The sequence below is a fragment of the Rahnella contaminans genome (assembly GCF_011065485.1).
Lineage (GTDB): Bacteria > Pseudomonadota > Gammaproteobacteria > Enterobacterales > Enterobacteriaceae > Rahnella > Rahnella contaminans.
The window spans coordinates 198,386-224,193 of the sequence record NZ_JAADJS010000003.1 but is presented as its reverse complement, the minus strand read 5'-3'; the positions used below and the strand labels follow the sequence as shown (position 1 = coordinate 224,193).

The following is a 25,808-nucleotide window of genomic DNA, read 5'->3' as shown; positions in this document are numbered from 1 at the left end:
AGAATATGAAAAAGCTGATATTACTCTCAGGTGTATTAATATTTTCGCTGACCAGCCTTAATGGCTGTGCCGTGACACCCCCTCCGGTGCAAACATCAATGCAGCCAGAAAAACTGGCAGTACTACCCATCCATAACCCGCCTCAGGTGATTTATCGTATCGATAAAAATCGCTATCTCACGCTGGAGGATTATTCGAATTGTGATGATGGGTCAATTTATTATCACAATGATAACAAGAAGATAAAAACTAAGCTCTGGTTCCTTTCCAAGGGAACGATGAACTACAGAGGCAAGTTTATTTGGGCAGCTAAAAACGACAACATGCTGGCAATTCCATTAGTGAGTGGTGATAACGATGCTTGCGGTGATCCCCTCAGAGGCTGTGCCTATAGTATATTGTCAGCCAGTAATGATGGTGGGAAAACATTTAGGGATATTAAATTTGGTGCTAGTGATCGCTCAGCATCTAAAGATTACACAATCGTTATTTCTGATGATGCCATATACATTAAGAGCATCAATTACAACGCTAATAAATACACAAATAATACCGATGGCACTTTTATACAACCAAGAGAAATATTAATTAATGAAATTTTCTATAAAAAACTACTGGCAATGGGAATACCTGATGATGCTTTAGATAAAAGTAATCTTTTGGATGTAAATGGAAGTTTATTATCATCCAAGTATTCATATACGAATGAAAAAATTTCTGAGTTGGGCAATAAGGTAAGTACTTTATATTATAATATAAGAGATAATATTCCCCAAGATACAATTCCAAAATTGATGCTATCCCCTCACAGCACAACTCAATTTACCTGCAACTCCACACGACTCCCTACTCAGCTTAAAAATCAAGGATGACCTATGTCTGAAGCCTATCAAAACGATCAGCCTACTCGTTTACTGAATAGCGAAACCACTGCTAATGGTATTCAACAAGCCAGAAGTACGATGAGCCCCCAAAGTGTTGGTGTTCGAGGGGAGATAAGAAAAGGTACCCAACTTCCAGGCCTGGTTATTTTTGTTCATGGCGTTAACTCAGAAGGCGAATGGTACAAAACAGCAGAAGAAAATCTTTGTGCAGGTCTTAATCAACGTCTTGGTCTGAAAGATCCTCAATTTACTTTAACACCTAATACATACAATGAAGATAATACATTTCCAGTAAAAATAACTCAGAAGGGCAGATCTCCTGTCATCCGTTTTTACTGGGGATACAGAGCACAATCCGGCAAAGAAAATGATTTCGTCATCCCTCTGAGAACTGCAAAAGGCGATAGCTATACCGACCTCAGTGATGAACAGATTAAGAAAAGTAATAACCGATTTTTCTGGGGCGGAGGCCCTTTCCAGAACGGCTGCACTTCACTGTATTCGTTGTGGAGCAAATACGGCTTCAGTAAATGGGTCAAAAAAATTCCAATCCCATTTAGTACGCAGTTTATCAATGAAGAAACAGATCGCCTTTTGGCAAATGCACCACCGCGTGAATATTACTCGCATGCGGCCGAGCGACTGGCTAATTTGGTGAGAAAGATCCGCGAACTCAGCCCGACGGATACCGTCACCGTTATATCTCACAGCCAGGGCACCATGATCGCCACCGCAGCGGCCGCAATGGAGGGCGCCGCGCCCGATGCGCTTTTTGTGATGAATTCCCCGCTCTGCCTGGAAAGTAAGGGGATGGATTATCTCTCCTACCCATTAGCCGAATGTATTTCTGACGCTGCGAGACGCGTCACCTTTGCTGATATAGTCGGAAAGGTGGCTGAAAATAAGGACCGGCTTAAGAACGCCAACCCGAAAAAACTCGTTTGCGGTCTTGATGGTGCGGGTGAAAACTGGCAACCGGATGGGAAAACCTCCAATCCGGATGTTCCTGAGCGGGACAATCACGGACGCACATATATTTATTGCAGCCCACATGACCGGGTAATGGGGTCGTCACCCTTATTGAGTATTGGCTGGCAAGGGCTTCCCAATACGAAAGCCAGCAACTATACCCAGCCGCACCCTGTTTTTGCGATGGTGCCGAAAAACTCACTTTTTGTGCGCATGCTCGCCCGTAATATGGCTTGTGGCGAAGCACCGAATCTGCAAACGCCGTTCGGTACGTTGCCAGATATGAGCAGGGACTGGAAACCGAATGGCGGTAAAAAATTCTGGGACAGCAATGATACTTTGTTTAGCCGCCAGGCATGGCCTAATCCGGACCCAAACCAAAAGCTATACATCAATGCCGAACAGGTCCCCCAGCCCATTACTGCGGAGCAGTTGGCTGATTTTGATAAAGACCGTAAACATATTGAAGAATTACCCGCCGATAAAGCAGCGCATAAAATCTACCTGGGTGATAAAAACTACGACAGTTATGGTTATAGCTGGAGCACCAATGATCCGGAAACAGGGAAGCCCAACGACAATACCTACAAATATTACATCAAGCTCTATGGCTTCAATGAGCGTAAAACCTTCCCCGTCCCGCCAGGCTCTGGCTCTCCCTATGATAAACGTAATGTTGACAGGGAAAGCGTTGAGCAAATGCGCTCGCGTATAGGTCAATATATTTCCCGGCCTGCCGACCACAGTGATTTACCCCAGAACCCGCTGTTCCTTCAGCAAGTAATGGCCTACGACTTACCGATCGGATTCTGTAATATCGGGCAAAATGAAACCCAGATGCAGATGTTACGCGATATGGCTGACTGGACACATATTGGCTCAGATAATTACTACCAAACAGGCACTTTCACGCCACCTCCGTTGCCACCCATTATCCGTAAAGACGTGGACGCTGATGCACAGCTACGTTATGACGCGGCGGTGAAAAAAGCCGAGGCTGACAATATCGCGTTAGTCCGGGCACAGAAAACGCAGGGAGAACTCGCATGAAAAATGTCGTAGTTCTTGGAGATAAAACATCCCACGGCGGCGCTGTGATTTCTGCTTCATCGACGTTTGAAATCGAAGGTAAAAATGCGGCGTTGCTACACGACAGCGTGAGTTGCCCTGAACACGGCCCGAACCGCATTATCGAATGTGAGCCGGGTTATGAAGAACAAGGGAAAGGCATTGTAGTACAGGGCTGTAAAACCGAATGCGGATCCGTGGTGTATGCCCGCTTCCCTGATGCAGGGTTCGAATAATGGGCTGGTCAGTTCCTCAGGCTGAATCTCAGCAAAAGCCTCCTGCGTGGTCACCGTGGGTATGCGTGTTTATCTTCATGACGGCTTTTGCACTGGCTTTAGTCTGGGTCGTGCTTGACACGCCATCAACCGGGTTGTATCCGTTGTCTTCAGGTCATTATCTGCCGCTGACTGGCTTCACATTGGTTGGGATCCTGTCGTGCCTGTCGCTTTATCTCCTGATATGGGAGGCCGGAGCGCTGATGTATTACAGTTGGACGCACTGGCAGGCAAACACCAACGCTGCGTGGCAAAACTGGACACATCAGCATCTGCATATTGTTGATAGCGTGAACTTCACCACCCGTCAGCATTTATATCCGCAGGTTGCTGGCCTCTCCCGTCCAGAAGGCGATAACGAGGAGCCTGCCGTGTTGCTGTTTCCTGAGGACGATGCGCCGCCGGGTATTTATCGTTTTGAAATCATCTGCCGCCATATCCTGACGTCGTTTGAAGACGCCATTAAAGCGCTGAATCTGCCAAAACAGGTAACATTCAAATTCTATGTGCAGACGCAAACGGAGGTGACGGAAACACACGTTCTCTACCTCGAAGAGCTCTGGCAAACGCTTTATCCCGGATACTCGTTACAGGTAAACCCTGTTCGCCCGCAGGCGTCTCTGGAAACTGTGGGAACCTGCTTAGACGCACACGCGCCCTGTCTCGTTATTGCGATGCAGTATTACGACGGTGTGGATGAAAAGCCTCTCAGCGAAATAGCGACTGGCCTGCTGCTCTCCCCCGCCGACTTGCTTAGACCAGATACCCTGCAAAATGCCCCGCAGCTCTTCAGAGCCATGCCGTTAAATCTTAAAAAACTGCCCGAAGATTTGCTGGAACTGCGAGACATGACTCAGCAGCCGGCAGAGTCTCTTCGCCTGCTGTGGTTCTCCGGGCTGACCGACATCCTGCGTCAGAAGCTCAATGCCGTTGTTCATGACGTGAAATTACCGCTGCGCAAAGAAGCCCCTATGGGCGGGCAGCTGGATTTCGACAAAGGCTGCGGGATGTATGGGTCACTTTCAGGCTGGCTGATGATCGGCGCCGCCGCTGATATGATTAAGCGCGGTCAGGGCAGCCAGTGGGTATTGACCACCACAGAAGAGTCAGCCTGGGCAGTCGTTGTCGGGGATCAAGCGCCGTTTCAGACTGACTATCACAGCCAGTTACCCCGCGATGTCTACCCTGCCGGATGCCTGGTCGCTTCACTACTGTTCAATCTGGTGTTGTTCTGGTCCCTCGGCAATGCCTTCCCGGACTGGCTGTTTTCTTTCTGGGGCGCGATCACGCTGATCCTGACACTGGTTGTCACAATGACTGGCAGCGCCGTGGGCCTGCGGATCGTGTTAAATCGCCTGCTTGAGCCGCACTTTATCCGTTCTGCGCAGCAAGGAAGCTGATTGTGAAGAAATTCATTAAGCCACTGGGAATACTGTTCCTGCTGCTGGCCGTTGCAGTCGCGATTATCAGTGTGTTCCGGCAATACGGCGTGTTTTCTTCGTCCGCAAAGGACTCCGACATTTTAATGGCCGTTCTGGTCATCACGCTGATTGTCACGCTTATTGCCCTGTCATTTACCCTCGTCACCACATCGGCCAGCTGGAGGGTTCCTGTGCGTCCTAAAGTCGCCCCGGCGGGTTTAGAATTAGAGCGACCAATTCAGGCGTCCATTGATGTTGGCCGGTTAAAATCTGTCCTCCGGCATCGCTATGGTCTGCGCTGGAAGCGCAAACTCCCCTGGCTGCTGGTGATGGGTGAAGTGAATGATGTCGAATCAATTGCTCCGGGGCTGACAGAATCTGGCTGGATGACCGTTGGCAAGACCCTGCTGTTGTGGGGTGGGTCACTTGCGACAGGCGGCAACCCGGCAGACCTTCAGGTGTTACGCCGTCTGCGCTCCAATGCTCCTGCCGATGCGCTGATTTGGGTCAGCCATGAGGCGCAATATACCCAGGCGGCGCAGGCTGATTCCGTGCTTCGTGGTTATGAAATCGTCCGCCACCGGCTGCGCTGGGAGCTGCCGGTGTATCTGCTGGACCGGCGCGAAATGACCTGGCCGCAACCCGAACGGCCGGTGCAGCTGGTAGGGGTGTTCGGGAACAAAAGGCTGACGCCGGAGTCTTTATCGTCTTCTTTCGATTCACTGCTCCCCGAACTTCGCGCACAGGGCATGGCACAAATCAGCGGAAACCTGAGCCATGCGTTTTTGCTGCAACTGGCCAGTGATTTAAAAGCCCGCCTGACCGGCTGGACAGAGGCATTCAAACCGCTTCTTCACAGCTATCGTCCGCTGCCTTTGTACGGCGTGGCGTTTTCACCGGCGCTGGCGCTACGGGCGTACAGCCCGCATGAACGCGCGGACTCTCCGGTCTGGCGGGAGTTGTCTGCGGGTATTCATCGCCGCGCTGGTCGTCCGGTTGGGGTAACGGCGCGAACAGTGGCGAACTGGAGCGCCGCGACCGCGATAATGGTATTGGCCATCGGTGCAATCGTATCCGGCATCAGCAATTACCGGCTGGTGACCGGCAGTGCGGAGCAGGTACAACAGGCGAAAACCTCGCCCTCGCCTGCCGTCTTGTCTTCGTTGCGACAGAGGGTGCAATCCTTACTGGCTCAGCAGGAACAGGGCACGCCGATGTACCGCCGTTTTGGTCTGGACGTCACGGATTCTCTGCTTCCCGCGCTCTGGCCGCAATACTCGGCGCTGGCCCATCGGCTTATCGTTCAACCGGCGCAGCGGCAGCTGATTGCGGAACTGATATCACCCACGCCGTCCTACGATGTCCTGAAAACCTACCTGATGCTGGCCCAGCCCGACAAAACTACCGGCGCAGAGGCGCAGCGCTATTTTGCGCAGCAGCTGACGCCGTTGTTGGAAAACATCGCGCCTCAGGATATCGCTTTTCTGGGCGCGCAGTTTGCCCGGCACCCTGACTGGAAAATCCGACCTGACATTGCGGCGGTCACGCAGGCGCGGTCGGCCCTGCTGAACGCCATGAGCGGCGCGGACGCAGAGCACAAGCTCTATGCCGCCCTGATTTACCGCACATCCCGCAATTTCGCGGATTTGTCGCTGACGCAGCTGCTTGACGGTCAGGACTCGGGCGGAATGTTTACCCTCGACACCGACGTACCGGGCAGCTTTACCCGCCAGGCGTATGAAGGTGCAATCGCGCCGGAAATTACCGCACTGGTCACGCAGCGGCAGGAACAGATCGGCTGGGTTCTGGCAGAGCCGGGGCATCAGGTGGAAGCGTCACTCTCCCCCGCCGCACTGGGTGAACGGTTAACGGCGCGCTATTTTGCCGAATACGGCACCGCGTGGCAGAAAACGCTTAACCAGCTGAAGGCACATCCGGCGGCTAATCCGGCAGAACAGCTGGGACTGGCTTCTGACGTCAGCCGGTCGCCACAGATAGCGCTGATGAAACAGCTGGCCTGGCAGGGACTGGCCGGCAGTCCGAACGCACGACGCAGTGAGCTGGATCCTGCCCTGCAGCCGGTGTTTGGCGGCATCGTCTCGATGGCGACCGGAACCGGTAAAGGGAACGGTATTACACTGTCTGCCTGGCGGTCACAAACAGCGGCACTGCGCGACAAGATGCGCAACCTGTCCGCGGCCACCGGCGGCACGGCGGCACTCTCGCAGTCGGTATTTCGCGGTACGCAAATCGATAACCAGGTATCTGAATTACCCACCCGTCTGCGTATTCAACTGGGCAGCGGCTGGCAACCGATGGCACAGGCGCTGTTTTTGGCACCGCTCAGCCAGACATGGAAAGGTGTGATGACCACCGGCGTCAAAGGGATGGATGCGCAGTGGCAGCAGGAAATTGTCACAGCATGGCATAAAGAATTCGATAACACCTTCCCGTTCAGCGACAGTCCGAAAGACGCGTCACTGGCGGCGCTGAACGATTTTATCAACCCGCAGACCGGCCTGATTGCCGGTTTCATCCGCGAACATCTGAATGGTGTGCTGGAGTATAAAGACAACCGCTGGCAGAAGGCCGGCAAACTGCCGCCGGGGCTGACGGTGAACGCCGCTTTTCTCAGCAAGCTGAACCAGCTCGACCGCTTAGGTCACGCGCTTAACGATACGGGCTGGGGATTTCGTTTCAAACTGCAGGCGGGCACGGCCAGAGACGTGGTGCAGACCGAACTGAGCATCGATGGCCAGAAGCTGTTGTACTTCAACCAGATGCCGTTATGGCAGGACATTCAGTGGCCGGGCGACACGTACTATCCCGGTGCATCGCTGGTGTGGGCCAGCGTCCGTGCCGGTGCGCGGCTCTATTTTGATACGCCTGGCACCTGGGCATTTTACCGGCTGCTGAAGAAGGCCAAAATTACGCCGGTGGACAACACACATTATCAGGTGGTCTGGACCGCCGGTGACGGCCTGCCGCTCAATTACCGCCTGGCCTTTATCGCCGGTAACGATCCGGTCAGCCTGCTGAAACTTGATGGTTTCAGATTACCCACCACGATTTTCCGATAACGCAGGCACCGACATGGAAGACGATTTCTTAAAATATTTTGACGGCGAAATGCGCTACCTGAAGGAAGCCGGGCTGGAGTTTGCGAAAGAGTTCCCGGAACTGGGACGCGCGTTAGGTCTGGACGGCAGTCCGGTACCGCGCGATGACTCGGTCGAACGGCTGTTTCAGGGCTTTTCGCTGATGATGGCGAAGCTGCGGCAGAAGATTGACGATGACATCCCCGAACTGACTGAGCCGCTGCTCTCGCACCTGCTGCCGGTGATCAACCGCACGCTGCCCTCCACGGCGATTGTCGAACTGACACCGACCGCGCCGGAGCTGCACGTGCGCGAAGGGGTGTTGCCCGCTGAAAGTGAACTGTTGACCCTGCCGCTGGGCAATGATCGTCAGCGCTACATCTACCGCACGACCCGCGACCTGAAGGTGCATCCTTTTGCGCTCGAAACGGTATCGTTGTTTACCCTTCCGGAAGGCCAGCAGGCGCTGAAACTGCGCTTTACCCTGCCCGCCCTCACTGAAATCCGCCGCGCCGACTGGCAAAACATCAGCCTGTATCTCAACGGCGATCGCGTGCTGCAGTCTGCGCTGTATCTGGCTCTCAGCCGTCAGGTAAAGCGGGTGAACGTGCGGTTCTGGCAGGCGTCGACAGAGCTGACGCCGGTGGACGTGCAGTTTTTGCCGCGCTGGCAGGCAGAAAACGACGCCTCGCTTTGGCCGGAGAGCGACAGCCCGGCGCTGTGCGGCGAAGTGCGCCCGTGGCTGGAGTATTTCTCTTCGCCCGAGCGCTATTTCTATATGCAGCTGCGCGGGCTGGAGACCCTGACCTTCCCGTCTGACACCACCTCCTTTGATATCGAGGTGACGCTCAGCGAACGCTGGCCGAACGATCTGGCCGTACCGCCGGACGCCATCCGCATGCACTGCGTGCCGGTGATTAACCTGTTCCGCCTGCTGGCTCAGCCGCTGTCCGTGACCACCGCGGTCAGCGATTACCGCCTTCGGCCGCACCGGCTCAGCGACGGCCATACCGAAATCTACGCGGTCAATGACGTCGCGGAAGTGACTGAGGACAACACTGAGTTCAGCTACGTGCCCTACAGCCAGTTTCGCCAGAAAGGTGGGATGTTGAAATACGCCAGGAACTGGCCCGATCGCTATTACCATACCCGCATGTACCGCGGAACGTCCGGACTCAACGAGACTATTTTAATGCTCGGGGGACGTACCCACGAGGAGCAAAACGGCCTGAAGATGCGCCTGAACATGACCTGCACCAACGGTGCCTGGCCGCGCATGACGTTACAGGAAAGTGTTTTCGACGGCGAGACGTCCCTGAGTAATCTTGAGCTGAAGTGTGCGACCCGCACGCGTCCCTCCATGCCGCATTACCCGCCGACCGCTGAACTCTATCAGTGGCAGGTGCTGTCGCTGCTGCATCCGCAGGCCATCGCCGGTCTGATGGAAATCGATACGCTGCGTCACGCGCTCAGCCTGCTGGACTGGACAAACGACCCGGACAACGCCCGCCGCATTGCGGGCATCACGCATGTTGAATACGCACCGTCTCACTATCCCGCCGAAGGCTGGCACGGCGTGGCCATCCGCGTGACGCTGGATGAACATCAGTTCTGCGGTCAGGGTGATGCTTTGCTGTTTTGTGAAGTTCTCGAACAGTTTTACACCCAGTACGCCGATATCCGCCGCTTCACGCAACTGACTGTGACGCTCAGTCAGTCCGGGACTCAATGGGCATGGCCGGAAAGGCGCTTGAAACGGATTTTATTCTGATGACGACGGATGATAACGAAAAGCGGCTGAGCGAATTCTGGCGGGACAAGGACGGCAACGACCGGGCGCACGCCTTTAACTTCTACCGTTTCTGCCAGCTGCTGGAGAAACAGCTCTCAGATAACAAGCCGATCGGCAGCACCTTCTCGCCGAAAGACGACCCCGTGCGTTTTCGTCCGCACCCCGGAATGGGATTCCCGGTCAGCGAGCTGAAAGCAGTAGAAACGGATCCGGGACGACCGGACGCCCCGCCGACGGTGCGCACCACGTTTATGGGGCTGTACGGCGTGGACTCGCCGCTGCCGACCCGCTACATCGATGACATTGCCCAAAAGCGCGAAGGCCATGAAGCGCTGGAAGCCTTCTCAGACATCTTCAACCACCGGATGATGACGCAGTTTTACCGTATCTGGCGAAAATACAGCTATCCCGCCACCTTTGAGAACGGCGGTACCGACAAAACGTCGCGCAGCCTGATGGCACTGACCGGCATCACCGACAGCGGCGACGTGCCCGCCTCGCGATTACTGGCGTTACTGCAACCGCTGGTCAGAACCACCCGCACGGCGGAAGGTATTGTCAGCGTGATAAAAACGCAGGCACCCCACACGCAGGTCACCGTGAAACCGCACAAGGTCACGCGAATGCCCGCCGGTAAGCAGGCGATGTTTTCTTTCACAGCTCAGCAACGCCTTGGCAATCATCTGGTTCTCGGCAGTGAAACCTCGGACGCTAACTACTGCATCGGCGTAGAAATGTTTACCGAAGACGCGGCAGAGGCTAAAGGCTGGCTGCCCGGTGGTCAGTTGCGGGAGGACGTGTTTACCCTGCTGCGCGTTTATCTGGGCTGTGATTACGATGCCAGCCTGACGCTGACTATCCCGATGAAGCTCGCACCGCTTCCGCGACTGGGTGACCCTATGCTGATGGCGGGCTATAACGTGGTGATGGGGTTGAGGGAAGATAATCTGGATAACATGCCCAAAGAGGTGACGATGAAACTGGGGCGGATCAGGGATAAAAAACCGGGACGGCCGCTGTCCCGTATGTAATACAGCGGCCTCCCTTCAGGTGAACTTCCCCCTCTCTACAGCATCACTTTCGCCGCCATTTCGCGGCTGTAATCGCGGCTGGCGTCTACCAAAACGCGGGTATAGTCGTCGTGAATGTCGCCTCGCAGCAGGGCCTCGGTTTCCAGCATTTCGAGGATTTTGCCGTATTGCATCACCGCTACGCGCTGGCAGAGATGCGCGATAACGCCCAAATCATGCGTCACCATCAGGTACGTCAGCCCTTCCTCTTTTTGAAGATCGAACAGCAAATTGAGGATTTCCGCCTGAACTGACACATCCAGCGCGGAGGTCGGTTCATCGAGCAACAGTACACGCGGTTTGAGGATAAGCGCCCGCGCAATCGCCACGCGCTGGCGCTGTCCGCCGGAAAGCTGGTGCGGATAGCGGCTGCGGAAGGCGCGGTTAAGGCCGACTTTTTCCAGAATGGTATTAATGCGCTGATCCCGCTGGTCGATACGGTGGATTTGCAGCGGCTCTTCCAGAATATCGCCGACAGTGTGACGCGGATGCAGCGAACCGTACGGATCCTGAAACACCATTTGCACCAGACGGCAGCGGTCACGCCCGATACGATGTTCGAGCTGCTGGCCGTCGATTGCCAGTTCGCCCTTCCAGTGGGTAAACAACCCCGCCAGACATTTCAGTACCGTGGTTTTACCGGAACCGGATTCGCCCACCAGCCCGAAAATCTCGCCTTCGCGCACGGCGATATTCACATCCGTCAGCACCTGCGTGGTTTTCGCACCTTCGCCAAACGTCAGGTTCAGGTTGCGCACATCAATCATGGTTTTAGCTGTCATGTCGGCTCCTTAATCGGTCAGCCAGCTGGCCTGGCGCTGCATCACCGGCAGCGGGTAACGGCGGTTATCCATGTCCGGCAGCGCGTTGAGCAGGCCGCGCGTGTACGGATGCTGCGCGTTATCCAGATCGGTGGCAGCGATGGATTCCACAATGCGTCCTGCGTACATCACCAGCACACGGTCGCAGAAACTGCGCACCAGATTGATGTCGTGACTGATAAAAATCAGCCCCAGACCGCGCGTTTTCACCAGATCATCGAGCAGCGCCAGCACCTGTAAACGCACGGACACATCCAGCGCCGAGGTCGGTTCATCGGCAATCACCATCTCCGGATCGGTGATCAGCATCATCGCAATCATGATGCGCTGCCCCTGCCCGCCGGAAATCTCGTGCGGATACAGGCCGTACACCCGTTCCGGGTCGCGGATACGCACCACATCCAGCATGTTCAGCACTTTGCTTTTGGCATCGTTGTACGAACATTTGTGGTGCGACCGCCACGCTTCGGCAATCTGGTCACCGACGCACAGCACCGGATTCAGCGAGTATTTCGGATCCTGCATAATCATCGAAATACGCTTGCCGCGAACTTGCCGCATTTGTTTCGGGCTGGCGTGCAGCAAATCCACATCGGCGAACTGCATTTTGCTGGCCGTAATCTGCGCTTTCGACGGATGAAGATGCAACAACGCGCGTCCGACGGTGGATTTACCCGAGCCGGATTCGCCGACGATTGCCAGTTTTTCGCGTCCGAGCTGGAAGGACACGCCACGCACCGCGTGCGTCACCTGACGGCCATTCACAAAGCTGACGTTAAGGTCACGCACGTCGAGTAACGCCGGAGCGTCAGTCATTTCGGGGATCGAGAATGTCACGAAGGCCATCTCCTAAAAAGTTGAACGCCAGGCTGTTAATCAGGATTGCCAGACCGGGGATCGTCGCCACCCACCAGCACTCCATCATGTAAGTACGGCCACTGGAAATCATCGCGCCCCATTCCGGATCCGGCGGCTGTGCGCCCAGGCCGAGAAAGCCCAGACCGGCGGCGGTCAGGATAATCCCCGCCATATTCATGGTGATGCGGATGATCACCGACGGCAGACACAGCGGCACGATGTGACGCCACAACACCCGCAGCGGACTCGCCCCCTGCAAACGCACCGCCGAAATAAAATCGGCCTGCCGCAGAGAAAGGGTTTCGGCACGTGCCAGACGCGCAATCGGCGGCCAGGCGGTAAGCGTAATCGCGATCACCACATGCTCCAGACCGGGACCCAGTGCGGCGACAAACGCCAGCGCCAGCACCAGACTCGGGAAGGAGATAAAAATATCGGTGACGCGCATCAGCACCATGTCGGTTTTGCCACCGAAATAACCGGCAGTCACGCCGAGTAATAACCCGAGCGGTCCGACGGTGACGGACACCAGCAACACGATGTAGAGCGTGATGCGCGAACCGTAAACCAGACGGCTGAAGATATCGCGGCCAAACTCGTCGGTGCCAAACCAGTGCGCCGCCGACGGCGGGCTGAGCGCGTTATTTAAGTCCTGCACCAGCGGATGGAACGGCGCAATCCACGGCGCGAAAATCGCCACCATCATCAGCACCAGCACAATTGCGCCGCCAATGGCGGTCAGCGGATTACACGCCATCTGCCACAGAAAATGCGCGATACGACCGAACGCCCTTTTCACGCGCTGACGTGTTTCGTCGCCTGCGCTGAGCGTGACGGAATCGAGGGAAATCGTCATACTTTTGTCCTCGGGTCAAAGACCTGATACAGCAGGTCAGAGAGCAAATTCAGCACCACGAAAATCATGCCGACCACCAGCACGCAGCCCATCACCGCGTTCATGTCACCTAACATCAGGCTACTGGTGAGATACGAACCGAAACCCGGCCACGAGAACACGGTTTCAATCAGCACCGCGCCTTCGAGCAGCGAGCCGTAGGCCAGCGCGACCACGGTCAGCAGCTGAACCAGAATGTTGCGAAACGCATGGTTCCACAGCACATCCCATTCGCTCAGCCCTTTAACGCGGGCGGTGATGATGAATTCCTGCGAAAGCTGCGCCAGCATGAAGCTACGGGTCATGCGGCTGATGTACGCCAGCGAGTGAAAACCCAGCAATGCAGCAGGCAGGATCAGGTGATTGAGCGCGTTGCGGAACACTTCCCAGTTTCCGGCGATCAGCGCATCAATCAGCATAAAACCGCTGTGCCGCGTGACCTGTCCGTCGAGGCTGAAATCCACCCGTCCGGCACCGCCAACCCAGCCGAGCCAGGCGTAAAACACCAGCAATCCCATCATGCCGACCCAGAATATCGGTGTGGAATAACCCGCCAGGCTGATGATGCGCACCCCGTAATCGGCAATGCTGTTGCGTTTTGCCGCCGCCAGCACGCCCAGCGGAATGCCAGCACCTGCGCCGAGAATGATCGCCAGCGTCGCCAGTTCCATAGTGGCCGGGAACACGCGCAGAATGTCCTGCGTCACCGGTTTACCGGTCAGCAGCGCATTGCCTAAATCGCCGTGTGCCAGCCCGGAAAGGTAAATGCCAAACTGCGTCCACAGCGGTTTATCAAAGCCAAGCTGATGATAAACCTGCTGATATGTGCTGTGGTCGGCGTCCGGCCCGACAATCGCCAGCACCGGATCCACCGGCATCACGCGGCCAATGAAAAACGTCAGCAGTAAAAGGCCGAACAGCGTGACGGCTACCTGCACCAGCCGTTTGCCGATGCGTCCGGCGGGGAGCGACATCCGCGCCGCTGGCTTTGAAGCAGGAGCGGGAATTTGCATAGTCATAACCCTTTTCCTCCGGTTGGCAGAACGTCAGCAGCCTCGTCTTTCCAGACGTCGCGCAGGAACGTCGTCGCTGAAGGATGCGGCAGATAGTTTTTGACGTCCCTGCGCACCACGATGGAATCGACCATTTGCGAAACCGGGACCAGCGCCGGGATCAGCGCGTCGTATCGTTCCTGAATCGCGAAGTAATCCTGCTTTTGTTTCTCCGGATCACGTTCGAGCAGCGCCTGATCGATATCCGCATTCAGCTGCTTGTCGTAAAAACCGGTGCGCCAGCCCTGGAAATTGGTCAGGCGGGCGGCGTCGCTGTTATCAGGGTTATAAACCAGCGCGCGCAGGCTGGAATGCGGATGCGGTTCCACGCCGCTGCCGCCGCGCCCGACCAGCATGTCGAACTTACGCTCGCGCATCGCGCCGTAAATCTGGTTGCCGGTGCCGGTAACGATTTTGGCGCGGATCCCCGCCTGCATCAGCGTGGACTGTACGGCTATGGCGATATTGAGGAACGGCTGATCGGCCAGCACCCGCAACGTGGTATCAAAACCGTCGGCATAACCGGCTTCTGCCAGCAGGGTTTTGGCGCGCGGAATATCGAGCTGGTAACCCGGATCCGGCAGCGTCGCGGGCATCCCGACCTGAATCGGACGCTGATGCACAATGCCGTAACCGTTCATCAGCGCCTTACCAATGCCTTTATAATCAATCAGATAGCGCACCGCCTCGCGTACTTTCGGGTTAGCGAAATGCGGCTCTTTCATGCTCATCGCCACGTAATAAATAGTGCCCTTTTTCACCTGATCGATCTGCATCGCCGGGTCGTGGCTGAGCGCGGTCACATCCGATACCGCCATATTACTGGCGATATCCAGATCGCCTTTTTCAATCATCAGACGTAAGGTCTGGGATTCCTGAAAATGACGGAAGACTACGCGGGAAAGCTTAGGTTCGCCGCGCCAGTACTGCGTGTTCCGGCTCATATTAAGCACGTCTTTCGCCTGCCAGTTGTCGAGGCGGAACGGTCCGGAACCGGCTTCGTTGGTGGTCAGCCAGCGGTTACCCCAGTCGCCATTCACTTCATGCGCCTGCACGGTTTTGCGGTCTAACGCCACCACGCTGCCGAGCGCCGCCAGTGAGTAAATCACCAGTTTCGGATCGTTGGGTTTGGGTAACTGTATTTCGACGATACCCGGAGAGGGCGAACGCACCATTTCATCAACATTCTTTTTGGTGAATCCGTAGGACTTCCACACCGAGGCTTGTGCCAGATTGAGGTGCAAAATGCGGCGCATCGACCACACCACATCGTCCGCAGTGACCGGATTGCCCGAGTGGAATTTCACGCCGTCGCGCAGATGAAACGTGATCAGATTACGGGCGTCATTAACCTCCCACGAGGTCGCCAGCGCCGGTCGCACGTTGGTGAGTTGTTGCGGGTCCAGCTCAATCAGCGGGTCATAAAGATTGACCACGATGCCGACAATGTCATTGCCGGTCATTGCTGCGGGGTCGAGCGTTAACAGGTTATTCATGTTCATGCCGATGATCAGCTGGTCGGGCGGCGTTTTCGCCTGCGCCGTCCAGCCACCGGTCATCAGCAGGAGCGCGAAAATCCACGCGCCCCACGTTTTGCCAGAGTTCATGATGTACCTTCCGGGTAGAGTCAGAGGTTTATTATTTTTTCTGCCCGCAGGTCAGTCGCGGCTGACGGTATGGGTTTCTATGTAATCAAAATTGATGTCCTCACCCAGACCCGGGCGGTCAGAAAGATGCACAAAGCCTTGTTCATCCATCGGATCAACAAGGCTGTTCAGATACGCAGCCGGTTCATCGTATTCAAGGAACGGATGCAGCAGGCCGCGCTCGTACCAGCGGCAGTTGCGGATAGCGCCGACCACCGCCAGGCTGGCCGCGCCGTTACCATGAACTTCACAGTCCATGCCGAACGCTTCAGCCAGACTGGCGACTTTCATGCACGGCGAGATACCGCCGACGCCATTGGCACCGGCGCGTAAAATGTCGCAGGCTCCGGCTTTCACCCAGTCCGCACGGCTGTGATGTTTACCGCCCAGACTTTCCGGCCCGATCACGTCGATGGACAGGTTTTCCGCCAGCCACGCGTAGGACGCCATGCTCTCTTCTTCCATCGGTTCTTCGAACCATGCAAAGTTGAGTTTTTCCAGCGCCTTACCAATAGTCAGCGCCTGACTGCGGCTGTACCAGTGATAACCGTCGAGCATCAGTTCGATGTCCGGCCCGACCGCTTCACGCACGGCGGCGCAGGCTTTGATGTCCATTTTCGGATCGGGCGCGAAGGCCACCGGCGGCATCCAGGTGTGCAGCTTGATGGCCTGATAACCGCGCGCGACCAGTTTTTCGGCAAACTGACCGAATTCGTCCGGTGTCGACAATCCGCCTTTCAGCTCATCGCCGCACATGGTGCTGCCGTACGCCGGGACTTTTTCGCGAAACCCGCCCAGCAGTTTGTGTACCGGCATGTTCAGCTTGCGGCCAATCAGATCCCACAACGCCTGTTCGACAAACGACAGCGCCCTTTCGGTCAGCTGATGCGCACTGCCGCGCTGCCAGTGCACCAGATCCTGCCAGAGACGTTCGCGGTCAAACGGATTCTGGCCGATCAGTACCTTTCTGAAAAAGGCGTTCACGACGTGCGGACGCACCACTTCCGGCGGTGCGAACGAATAACCGCAATCACCTTCGTCGGTAGTGATGGTGAGCATTGCCATTTTTGCCAGACTTTCTTCACCCGGATGCGAATGACCCGCGCTGTCAGAAACGCGACGGGTCGGATAAGTAAAAACAGAGACTTCAACAGAACTTATTTTCACAGCGATACCTGCCATTACTGAGAGAGTTAACGCTCATCAGAGCGTCCCCGGACTGCGTTCTTACCCGCTTTGTGAGCGCACTCACATTGTGTTAAAACCGCAATCCAACATAAATAAAATAGCGTTTCATTATTGAAGTTAGCCAGTTTATTCACGCATTGCCACGGCTAAAAGCCGAAAATATCCGCGTAAGTTTGGGCATCTGCACGGATGAATGTGAGCATTTTCACGAAAGCGTGGGGAAGTGTGATCTGTACAGGAAATAGACGGAGTGAGTGTGGGGAAATATTCAGCCTTTGTTTGTGATGAAAAAAGTTGTGATCACAAAAGTGGGCACACGAACGCCATTCCGTTAGGCTAACGTAAACAGAAAGTGTTCGGTGACCAGCTGGAGTAAGAAATGTTGCGTGTTATTGATACGGAAACCTGCGGATTGCAGGGTGGCGTGGTGGAAGTGGCATCCGTCGATATTGAGAACGGGAAAATCGTTAACCCGATGAGTGATCTGGTGCGCCCTGACCGGCCTATCAGCCATCAGGCGATGGCCATCCACAAAATCACCGAAGCGATGGTGGCCGACAAACCGTGGATTGAAGACGTCATTCCCCGCTATCACGGCAGCCCATATTACGTCGCCCATAACGCCAGTTTTGACCAGCGTATGCTGCCTGAAATGCCCGGCCAGTGGATTTGTACCGTTAAGCTGGCGCGCCGTTTATGGCCGGGGATCAAGTACAGCAATATGGCACTCTACAAGTCCCTCAAGCTGCAAGTCGCCACGCCTGCGGATTTGCACCACCACCGCGCGCTTTTTGACTGCTATATCACCGCCGCGTTACTCATCCGCATCATGGATGAATCCGACTGGACGCCGGAAGAAATGGTCACTATCACCGGCCGGCCTGCGCTGATCAACACCATGATGTTCGGCAAATATCGCGGCAAAAAGATTGCAGAAATAGCCGAAGACGACCCCGCTTATCTGCGCTGGATGCTGAAAAACATCAAAGAATTAACGCCCGACCTGCGGATGACGCTTAAGCATTATCTGGATGCGCAATAGGGTTTATTGCGGCACTTTTTCTCGGCAAATGCCCATCACAAGCTGACGCAGCCAGCGGTGCGCCGGATCGACTTCCGAGCGCGGGTGCCACATTTGTGAAATCGTGATCTCGCGGGTTTTCACCGGCAGTTCAAACGCGTGAAGCCCGACGGGATCAGAAATCAGGAATGACGCGGGAATCAATGCCACCAGATCGGAGTTTTGGGCAATCGCCAGCGCGGCGGAAAACCCCGGCACCACAGCGGCGATTCTGCGTTTCAGCCCCGCTTCGGCCAGCGCGTTATCCACCGGGCCGTGCGTGCCGTTGCGGCGGGCAACGACAATGTGCCCGAAAGAAACATATTCCTGCGCGGTAAGCCCCTTCTTTCGCGCCAGCGGATGGCCTTTGCGCACCACGCCGATAAATCTGTCGCGGAACAATGTCTGCAAACGGATTTCCGGCCCCATGTCGCCGACGACGCCGATCTCGAGATCAACCCGCCCTTCGCGCAATGCGTTAGACGTTTTTTCCGGTTTTGGCGTGAACCGCAAACACACGGAAGGTGCGGCCTGCGCGGCAGCGGCAATCAGCGCGGCGCCAAACGCCACCACAAAACCATCGTTGGAGCGGATCAGGAAAGTGCGCTCAAGCCGGGCTAAATTGAGTTCTGCCGAAGACGGGCGAAGCAGCGCACGCGCTTCAAAACTGGCGTTCTGTGCACGTTCGCGGATCGCTTCGGCATACGGCGTCAGCACCATCTGGCGTCCGGCGCGCACCAGCAAAGGATCGCCGGTGGTCGAGCGCAGGCGGCTGAGCGTCCGGCTCATCGCGGAAGCACTTAATCCCAGACGGCGCGCAGCACCCGCTACACTTCTTTCAGCGAGAAGCACATCCAGCGCAATGAGTAAGTTCAGATCAGGTTCAGTCATGCGCGCAGTGTAACGCGCCATGAAACCGGAGAGAAGGCGTTTGGTGCAGGTATTCAATGCAAATGCTGCGTCTTCCGCTATATCCGGCGTCCCGCTATATTCCCTGCATCCCCTGTGAGAGAGAACGGTTTTAATTATGGAATTATTTTCAGACAGACCCGGCGATGAAGGATTACCGGGCCGCGAGCGCGGTTTTGCGATGGCGGCCGTCATGACGATGGCAACGATGTCGGTTTTTGACGGTTCGATGGTGAATATCGCGTTGCCGCAAATCGCGCGGGCGCTGGATATTTCGGCGGGCGCGGCGGTGTGGGTTTCCAACGGTTATCTGCTTTCAGCGTCGATGGCGCTGGCGATTTTTGCCGCGATGGCCAGCCATATCGGCTTTCGTTCGATTTTCGTCGCCGGACTGGCCCTCTTCACTCTTTCATCTCTGGGCTGCGCGCTCTCTTCCTCCCTCGACGTGCTGGTGTTCATGCGCGTGTTGCAGGGAATTGGCGCGGCGGCCACGCTGAGTATTGGCCCGGCGATTTTACGATCCGTATTTCCGACCCGTCTGCTGGGACGAATTCTTGGCCTGAATGCCCTGATTATCGCCACCAGCACGGCCATCGCGCCGGTTCTGGGCGGCACCATTTTATCGGCGCTCAGCTGGCAATGGCTCTTTGCGATTAATATCCCGCTGGGCATTATTGCGATGATCCTCGCGCTGCGCGTCATTCCGGCGAATCCGGCAGCCACGCGCCAGCCGTTTGATTTTGCGGGTGCGGTATTATCCGCCGCGATGCTCGGTGCGCTGATCATGGCCGCAGACGCGTTTTCACGCCCCGGTGCAGATGATTTAACGATGGCTGTCAGCTACGGGCTGATCGCTATTCTGACCGGCGTCGCGTTTGTCTGGCGTCAGCGCCGCGCAACAAAACCTCTTTTGCCGCTCGGCATTTTCGCCTCCCCGCGCTTTTCTCTGGCGGCGCTGACCTCGCTGGCCTCATTTGTCAGCCAGGGAATTACCTTCGTGGCGCTGCCGTTTCTGTTCCAGAGCGTTTACGGTTACAGCGCGTTTGTCTCCGCCCTGCTTTTCACGCCGTGGCCGCTGGGGATTATTCTCGCTGCGCCCCACGCCGGACGTCTCGCAGATCGCTATCCGGCCGCCATCATTTCCACAATCGGTCTGGCGGTCTTCGGGGTGGGATTATTGCTGCTCGCGCAACTGCCTGAACATCCGCAATTCTGGGATATCGGCCTGAGAAGTTTCGTTTGTGGTCTGGGTTTCGGCTGTTTCCAGAGCCCGAATAATCGCGAAATGCTGTCGAACGCCTCCCGCGAACACAGCGGCTACGCCTCCGGCGTACTGGCGATTATGCGTACCTTCGGGCAGTGCCTTGGCGCGGCAGTCGTCGGCGTGATCCTGTCCGTTTACGCCGCCAGCAACGTGATCCGTGAAGCCCACGCCGTAAAACTGAGCCTGTGGGTCGCCGTGATTGCGACTATTCTTGCGGTTGTAATCAGCGTGAGCCGGTTGCGCGGGCAGCGACATGATTTGCAGGCAGAGAAATGACGGGCGTTCTACTGGCTAAGCCTTTTCCCAAGCCGCTGTTTCAGGTTATGTTTACGACGATACACGTCGGTGAAAATTGAAGCGTGCTCATGAAGTAAACCCACAGAGGATAAATTTCTATGCTGGAACTGAGACCCAACTGCGAGTGTTGTAATACCGATTTGCTGCCGACGTCGGCTGACGCGAAAATTTGTTCGTTTGAGTGCACCTTCTGCGTCACGTGCGCCGACACAAAACTGGGCGGAATTTGCCCGAATTGTGGCGGAGAATTGGTTGCGCGTCCCCGCAGGCCGGAAAATAAACTCGCCAATAATCCGGCGTCGGCAACACGGGTATTGAATCCTGCGGGCTGTGCTTCTTCCTGATGATTAACCGGTACAAGGCAACGCCAGCGTTTCAGCTGCTGGCGTGCCCTGATGGAAAATCAGCTGCCAACCGGTTCCTTCCCCCTCTGACCTTCAGCATCAACTCCATAAATCATCGTAATGTGAGCTCTGTCGCATTCCTGCCGTACGACTGATCATGAACATCGTTCATGTTCGGTGAAATTAAATCACTTTTCCTCATTCAATGACTCAGGCATAAATTGTGCATACAAGAATTTTACATAATTGTTATCTGTAAACAGGTTGAAGGCTACAGGATGTAGCAAGTCAGAAACGAAAAAGGTTTATTCCTGTAAGGCAAGCAACATATCAGTTTATATTTCATACATCAGGGCGCCGGAATACAATGAATAAAAAGTTTGCATTTACTGTTAAGAGCATTCGTTTCGACGAGGATTATAACCCTTCAGAAAGTACGCGTATCACCACCAACTTTGCGAATCTGGCCAGAGGTGAGAAACGCCAGGAGAATTTGCGCAATGCCTTAGTGATGATTGACAATCGTTTCAATTCTCTTGCGCATTGGGATAACCCTAAAGGCGATCGTTATTGCGTCGAACTTGAAATTATTTCCGTTGAGCTGAAGATTGACGCTGAAGACAATAGCGATACTTTCCCGGTCATTGAAATATTAAAAACGAATATCGTTGATAAAAAAACGAATGAACGCATTGACGGTATTGTCGGGAATAATTTTTCCTCCTACGTACGTGATTATGATTTTAGCGTGCTGCTTTCTGCGCACAATAAGGGAAAAAACCAGTTTACCCTTCCCGATAATTTCGGCGAATTACACGGAAACATCTTCAAGCACTTCGTCAATTCCGACAGTTACAAAAGCAATTTCACCAAAACGCCGGTAATTTGTCTCAGTGTCTCAAGTAAAAACATCTATAACCGTACGGGTAATGTGCATCCTGTTTTAGGCATTGAATATCAGCAGGATGAATCTTCATTAACCGATCACTATTTCAGCAAAATGGGATTACAGGTTCGTTATTTCATGCCTGCAAATAGCGTTGCGCCTTTGGCTTTCTATTTCTCTGGCGACTTACTCAGCGATTACACAAATCTCGAGCTTATCAGCACCATCAGCACGATGGAGACGTTCCAGAAGATTTACCGTCCTGAGATTTATAACGCGAATTCAGCGGCAGGAATATGCTATCAGCCAAGCCTGAATCAACAAGATTATTCATTAACACGAATTGTTTATGATCGGGAAGAACGTAGCCATTTAGCCATTGAGCAGGGAAAGTTTACTGAAGATAATTTCATTAAACCCTACCAGACAATTCTTGAGCAGTGGACTGCTAATTCCGTTCTTTGATTAACCAAAATACAGGGTCATTTATTATGAAAAAGTTATTACCCACTTCAACGGCGGGCAGTTTACCTAAACCTTCCTGGCTGGCGCAACCTGAGGTCCTTTGGTCACCCTGGAAATTGCAAGATCAGGAATTAATCGACGGTAAACAAGATGCCCTGCGTCTTTGTCTGGAAGATCAGCAGCAGGCAGGGATTGATATTGTCAGTGATGGCGAGCAAACGCGTCAGCATTTTGTCACCACGTTTATTGAGCATCTTAACGGCGTTGATTTCCAGAAACGTGAGATCGTTAAAATTCGTGATCGCTATGATGCGAGCGTGCCGACCGTCGTGGGCCCGGTGAGCCGCCAGAAATCGGTGTTTGTTGAAGATGCCAAGTTTTTGCGTCAGCAAACCGACAAGCCGATCAAATGGGCCCTGCCAGGGCCGATGACGATGATCGACACGCTTTATGACAACCACTATAAAAGCCGCGAAAAACTGGCCTGGGAATTCGCTAAAATTCTCAATGAAGAAGCGAAAGAATTAGAGGCCGTTGGCGTCGATATTATCCAGTTCGATGAACCCGCTTTTAATGTGTTCTTTGATGAAGTGAATGACTGGGGCATTGCCACGTTAGAAAGAGCCATTGAAGGGCTGAAATGTGAGACGGCGGTGCATATTTGCTACGGCTACGGCATCAAAGCCAATACGGATTGGAAAAAAACGCTGGGAACAGACTGGCGACAATACGAAAAGATTTTCCCGAAACTGCAGAAATCAAATATCGATATTATTTCACTGGAATGCCATAACTCGCATGTTCCCATCGAACTTTTGGAACTCATTCGCGGTAAAAAGGTGATGGTTGGTGCGATTGATGTCGCAACCAATAGCATTGAAACACCTGAGGAAGTCGCCGCGACGCTGCGCAAAGCATTGCAGTTCGTCGACGCCGATAAGCTCTACCCTTGCACCAACTGCGGCATGATCCCGTTACCGCGTGGCGTTGCACGAGGCAAGCTCGATGCGTTAAGCGCAGGCGCAGAAATCGTCCGCAAAGAACTGCTGGCTAAATAACCCCGCCTGAAAAGAACGCCGTCCGGGTTGAGTAAGCAAATTGCTTGACCCGGAGTCTCTGCCTGAATGCATCATAACCTTTCCATAAGCATGGATATTAAGGCCATTACTTGTTATAAAACCCCGAAGCCAACCGAAGAGATGAGAAGGAATGGGCAATACAAACTGGCATTGGGAAGCACATTTCAATATAGAAAGCTCAGTCCTTATGAAAATATTGGTTGTTCTTCTTCTTATCTATTGGGGCTATGCTGAGCTACAGAAAAGAAAGAAAAAAAGAGAAAACCCCGATGTTTCAATCGCTAAAGCCAACGCCAGAGAACGTAACCAATGGCGCTATGTTAGGCGCTTATTCCGGGTATTGCAGATCGCATTCGCTTTATATCTTGTAGGATCGACGATTAAATTCCTGTTCACATAGAAGCAGACCGAGCCTTTTTATATCACGGCTGCCCGCCGCCTCCGGATTTAACGCAATGGTTGCGCCCTCATACTTCAATCGATGAAACACGCGTCGCGATAGGGCAATGCGGCGTGCCGCTGCCGGGGCCTGAACCGGAATTTACCGATAACGAAACGGTTCTTTACTACCAGTGCATGGAAGGAAAGGGATTCACGTTTAAGCATGATTTTCATATTTGTGATGTGAACAAAAACACGCCCGCCTGCGTGGCTAAACAGCAGGGTTACCCGGTGAGCCAGTAGCAACTCGAAGCGACGCCTTTTGTCGCTGATGGGGTTTCTACTCCATCAAACCGGATTCGGACGTAGATGAATCCCAGTTCATTCGGTGGCGTAAAGCCGGGGCTTCGCTGCATTTTTCCCATGCCGTTGAGAACGATAAGCTCGCGTTAGGCACGATGTATGAGTGTGGCTATCCGAAACCGCTGGGCTCAGTGTCTTTTCTTCCGATGGCCCTGAAGGCCGCACAGATTCAGCAATGTATGCTGGATAAAGGCTTCGAACCTGAAATAAACTCATCCTGGTTTGCCGAAACTACCCGCAGGTGACGGGGTGCCGGACATAGCGAAAACTTTGTCCGGCAATGCCTTAATTCATGCAATCATTTTTATTGTATGAATATGATTTTTCAGTCAACCCTTGCGTATACACGTACTCAACCTGCAAACCGTATTTCTTCACCATATTGCCCGCACAATACGCCCCCGTGAAATTAGTCCGGCTCTGAGTTTCAAGTTGAGCATCGGTGATATCGGCAAGGCGGGTGTTTTCGATGGTGTAGGTATAAATGAGGGTTTTGTCATTGAGCTCGGCGTTTTGCAGGACGGTGTAATAATCCAATCTGACCGGGAAGCTGCCTTTCGCCCTGGCTGTATCGAGTTGCTGATGGAATTCATGCCAGGCTTTCTGCGGGGAATCGGTCATCAGGTATTTCACGCCAGCCACGAATCCTATGCAAACGGCAGCACACAGCGCCGTCAGGAGCAGCACTTTTGTGCTGCTGACATCCTGCGAACGTGCTTTTGAGTGATACCAGAAAGTGCCCACAACCCCGCCGGAAAAAAACATCATAAACATGACGAAGAATACGATATTACCGCTGCTGTATGTAACGGGCGCATAGACTTTGTCCAGCACAAACAGCAAGAGCATCAGCACCGCACAAACCCGGCTGCGCCGGTAAATACCGTATGCCAGACCACAGGTTACAAACACATAAATAAGGTTGAAATAAACGAGCAGGTTTCTGACGCCGCTTGTCCAGAAATAGACATCCAGCGCAACGGTAATCAGTGCCGAAGCCACTGCGCCCGTCCAGCCATTCTTGATCAGGCGATTGATCGCCTTAGGCACCGTATTTTCTTCTACAATTTTTACATCCATGTCTGTCATTTCACATTTTCCCTGAAGTTTATGAGTTCAGTGATATTCGTTTCTTACAAAACGAACTCCGCAATAAAGTATAAATTATTGTCTGTTTCAAAAGACTAAAAAGACATCGGCATTTTGCCTGAAATATTGAGTGGAATTATTATGTTCATTTAAAGGAGCACCGGATGCCCTACACATCTCACACCGCACAGATCAAAAATGTAATTACCGGCAACGACGTCGTGATCATCGAACCGGCCAACGTCTATGGCTGCACGCTGGGTGATGCGGTTTTTATCGGCCCTTTTGTCGAAATCCAGGCGAACACCGTCATAGGACGTGGTACTAAAATCCAGTCACACAGTTTTGTCTGCGAGTACGTAACCGTCGGCGAAGAATGTTTTATCGGCCACGGCGTGATGTTTGCTAACGATATGTTCCGTGATGGGAAACCCGGTCCGGATCGTGATTCATGGGCCAGAATTGTAGTCGGCAACCACGTTTCGATTGGCAGCGGCGCGACCATTCTGGCGGTGACCCTTTGTGACGGCGCGGTCATCGGTGCGGGCAGCGTGGTGACGAAAGATATCACAGAGAAAGGCGTGTATGCGGGGAATCCGGCGAAACTGCTGCGTTTGCTATAGCCGTAAAAAAG

The 25,808-nt window shown here is 54.1% G+C and carries 22 protein-coding genes and 1 pseudogene; 15 read left to right on the top strand and 8 right to left on the bottom strand.

Going from position 1 to position 25,808, the window contains the following annotated elements:
• Positions 1-5 precede the first annotated feature (5 nt).
• Genes GW579_RS15765 through tssG form a run of 7 tightly spaced genes read left to right on the top strand, consistent with a single transcriptional unit; the run spans position 6 to position 10,538 of the window.
• Positions 6-872 carry a T6SS immunity protein Tli3 family protein gene (locus GW579_RS15765; RefSeq protein ID WP_165060025.1) on the top strand — a complete coding sequence of 289 codons (867 nt, stop codon included), beginning with the start codon at positions 6-8 and terminating at the stop codon, positions 870-872.
• A 3-nt stretch (positions 873-875) separates the two neighbouring features.
• The gene (locus tag GW579_RS15760) at positions 876-2,903 is read left to right on the top strand and encodes a T6SS effector phospholipase Tle3 domain-containing protein (protein ID WP_165060022.1); all 2,028 of its coding nucleotides are present in this window, start codon (positions 876-878) and stop codon (positions 2,901-2,903) included.
• Positions 2,900-3,157, top strand: coding sequence for a PAAR domain-containing protein (locus GW579_RS15755; RefSeq protein ID WP_152326648.1), 258 nt, complete (start codon positions 2,900-2,902; stop codon positions 3,155-3,157). Before GW579_RS15760 ends, GW579_RS15755 begins: the two co-directional genes overlap by 4 nt.
• Positions 3,157-4,596, top strand: a complete 1,440-nt coding sequence (locus tag GW579_RS15750) for a hypothetical protein (RefSeq protein WP_165060019.1) — start codon at positions 3,157-3,159, stop codon at positions 4,594-4,596. The genes GW579_RS15755 and GW579_RS15750 overlap by 1 nt, the downstream gene beginning before the upstream one ends.
• A gap of 2 nt (positions 4,597-4,598) precedes the next feature.
• Positions 4,599-7,697: an ImcF-related family protein gene (locus tag GW579_RS15745; protein ID WP_165060016.1), complete on the top strand. Its 3,099-nt coding sequence runs from the start codon at positions 4,599-4,601 to the stop codon at positions 7,695-7,697.
• A 13-nt stretch (positions 7,698-7,710) separates the two neighbouring features.
• Positions 7,711-9,486 (top strand): type VI secretion system baseplate subunit TssF, encoded by a 1,776-nt coding sequence (gene tssF / locus GW579_RS15740; protein WP_165060012.1) that lies wholly within the window; start codon positions 7,711-7,713, stop codon positions 9,484-9,486.
• Positions 9,450-10,538: a type VI secretion system baseplate subunit TssG gene (tssG, locus tag GW579_RS15735; protein ID WP_420821545.1), complete on the top strand. Its 1,089-nt coding sequence runs from the start codon at positions 9,450-9,452 to the stop codon at positions 10,536-10,538. The genes tssF and tssG overlap by 37 nt, the downstream gene beginning before the upstream one ends.
• 35 nt (positions 10,539-10,573) lie before the next feature.
• On the opposite strand, the gene GW579_RS15730 is transcribed toward tssG, so the two are convergent.
• Genes GW579_RS15730 through GW579_RS15705 form a run of 6 tightly spaced genes read right to left on the bottom strand, consistent with a single transcriptional unit; the run spans position 10,574 to position 17,016 of the window.
• On the bottom strand, positions 10,574-11,344 hold the full coding sequence (locus GW579_RS15730) for an ABC transporter ATP-binding protein (protein ID WP_165060548.1): 771 nt from the start codon (positions 11,342-11,344) through the stop codon (positions 10,574-10,576).
• A 24-nt stretch (positions 11,345-11,368) separates the two neighbouring features.
• Entirely contained in the window at positions 11,369-12,235 is an 867-nt protein-coding gene (locus GW579_RS15725; RefSeq protein ID WP_165060006.1) for an ABC transporter ATP-binding protein, read from the bottom strand.
• Entirely contained in the window at positions 12,207-13,112 is a 906-nt protein-coding gene (locus GW579_RS15720) for an ABC transporter permease (RefSeq protein ID WP_152326654.1), read from the bottom strand. The genes GW579_RS15725 and GW579_RS15720 overlap by 29 nt, the downstream gene beginning before the upstream one ends.
• Positions 13,109-14,125, bottom strand: coding sequence for an ABC transporter permease (locus GW579_RS15715; protein ID WP_420821551.1), 1,017 nt, complete (start codon positions 14,123-14,125; stop codon positions 13,109-13,111). Before GW579_RS15715 ends, GW579_RS15720 begins: the two co-directional genes overlap by 4 nt.
• 41 nt (positions 14,126-14,166) lie before the next feature.
• Entirely contained in the window at positions 14,167-15,810 is a 1,644-nt protein-coding gene (locus GW579_RS15710) for an ABC transporter substrate-binding protein (protein WP_165060000.1), read from the bottom strand.
• Between the two features lie 51 nt (positions 15,811-15,861).
• Positions 15,862-17,016, bottom strand: a complete 1,155-nt coding sequence (locus GW579_RS15705; RefSeq protein WP_165059997.1) for an enolase C-terminal domain-like protein — start codon at positions 17,014-17,016, stop codon at positions 15,862-15,864.
• 400 nt (positions 17,017-17,416) lie between these two features.
• Between GW579_RS15705 and exoX the strand changes: the two genes are divergently transcribed.
• Complete coding sequence (gene exoX / locus GW579_RS15700; RefSeq protein ID WP_165059994.1) at positions 17,417-18,079, top strand: exodeoxyribonuclease X; 663 nt, start codon at positions 17,417-17,419, stop codon at positions 18,077-18,079.
• A gap of 3 nt (positions 18,080-18,082) precedes the next feature.
• Here exoX and GW579_RS15695 read toward each other — a convergent pair whose 3' ends face one another.
• Positions 18,083-18,988: a LysR family transcriptional regulator gene (locus GW579_RS15695; RefSeq protein WP_165059991.1), complete on the bottom strand. Its 906-nt coding sequence runs from the start codon at positions 18,986-18,988 to the stop codon at positions 18,083-18,085.
• Between the two features lie 136 nt (positions 18,989-19,124).
• Between GW579_RS15695 and GW579_RS15690 the strand changes: the two genes are divergently transcribed.
• The 6 genes and pseudogenes from GW579_RS15690 to GW579_RS15665 all read left to right on the top strand — a co-directional run bounded on the left by GW579_RS15690 (position 19,125) and on the right by GW579_RS15665 (position 24,347).
• Positions 19,125-20,546 carry an MFS transporter gene (locus GW579_RS15690; RefSeq protein WP_152326659.1) on the top strand — a complete coding sequence of 474 codons (1,422 nt, stop codon included), beginning with the start codon at positions 19,125-19,127 and terminating at the stop codon, positions 20,544-20,546.
• 119 nt (positions 20,547-20,665) lie between these two features.
• Positions 20,666-20,911, top strand: coding sequence for a DUF1272 domain-containing protein (locus tag GW579_RS15685; protein WP_152326660.1), 246 nt, complete (start codon positions 20,666-20,668; stop codon positions 20,909-20,911).
• A 367-nt stretch (positions 20,912-21,278) separates the two neighbouring features.
• Entirely contained in the window at positions 21,279-22,262 is a 984-nt protein-coding gene (locus GW579_RS15680) for a DUF1852 domain-containing protein (protein WP_165059987.1), read from the top strand.
• Positions 22,263-22,288: 26 nt separating this feature from the next.
• A complete protein-coding gene (locus GW579_RS15675) occupies positions 22,289-23,320 on the top strand; it encodes a methionine synthase (protein ID WP_165059984.1) in 1,032 nt (343 codons plus the stop codon).
• Positions 23,321-23,471: 151 nt separating this feature from the next.
• Positions 23,472-23,741 carry a hypothetical protein gene (locus GW579_RS15670; RefSeq protein WP_165059981.1) on the top strand — a complete coding sequence of 90 codons (270 nt, stop codon included), beginning with the start codon at positions 23,472-23,474 and terminating at the stop codon, positions 23,739-23,741.
• Positions 23,726-24,347, top strand: a pseudogene (locus tag GW579_RS15665) (hypothetical protein). Before GW579_RS15670 ends, GW579_RS15665 begins: the two are co-directional and overlap by 16 nt.
• Before the next feature lie 23 nt (positions 24,348-24,370).
• Here GW579_RS15665 and GW579_RS15660 read toward each other — a convergent pair.
• Entirely contained in the window at positions 24,371-25,174 is an 804-nt protein-coding gene (locus GW579_RS15660) for a hypothetical protein (protein WP_165059978.1), read from the bottom strand.
• 164 nt (positions 25,175-25,338) lie between these two features.
• Between GW579_RS15660 and GW579_RS15655 the strand changes: the two genes are divergently transcribed.
• Positions 25,339-25,797, top strand: a complete 459-nt coding sequence (locus GW579_RS15655; protein ID WP_165059975.1) for an acyltransferase — start codon at positions 25,339-25,341, stop codon at positions 25,795-25,797.
• Positions 25,798-25,808: the final 11 nt, after the last annotated feature.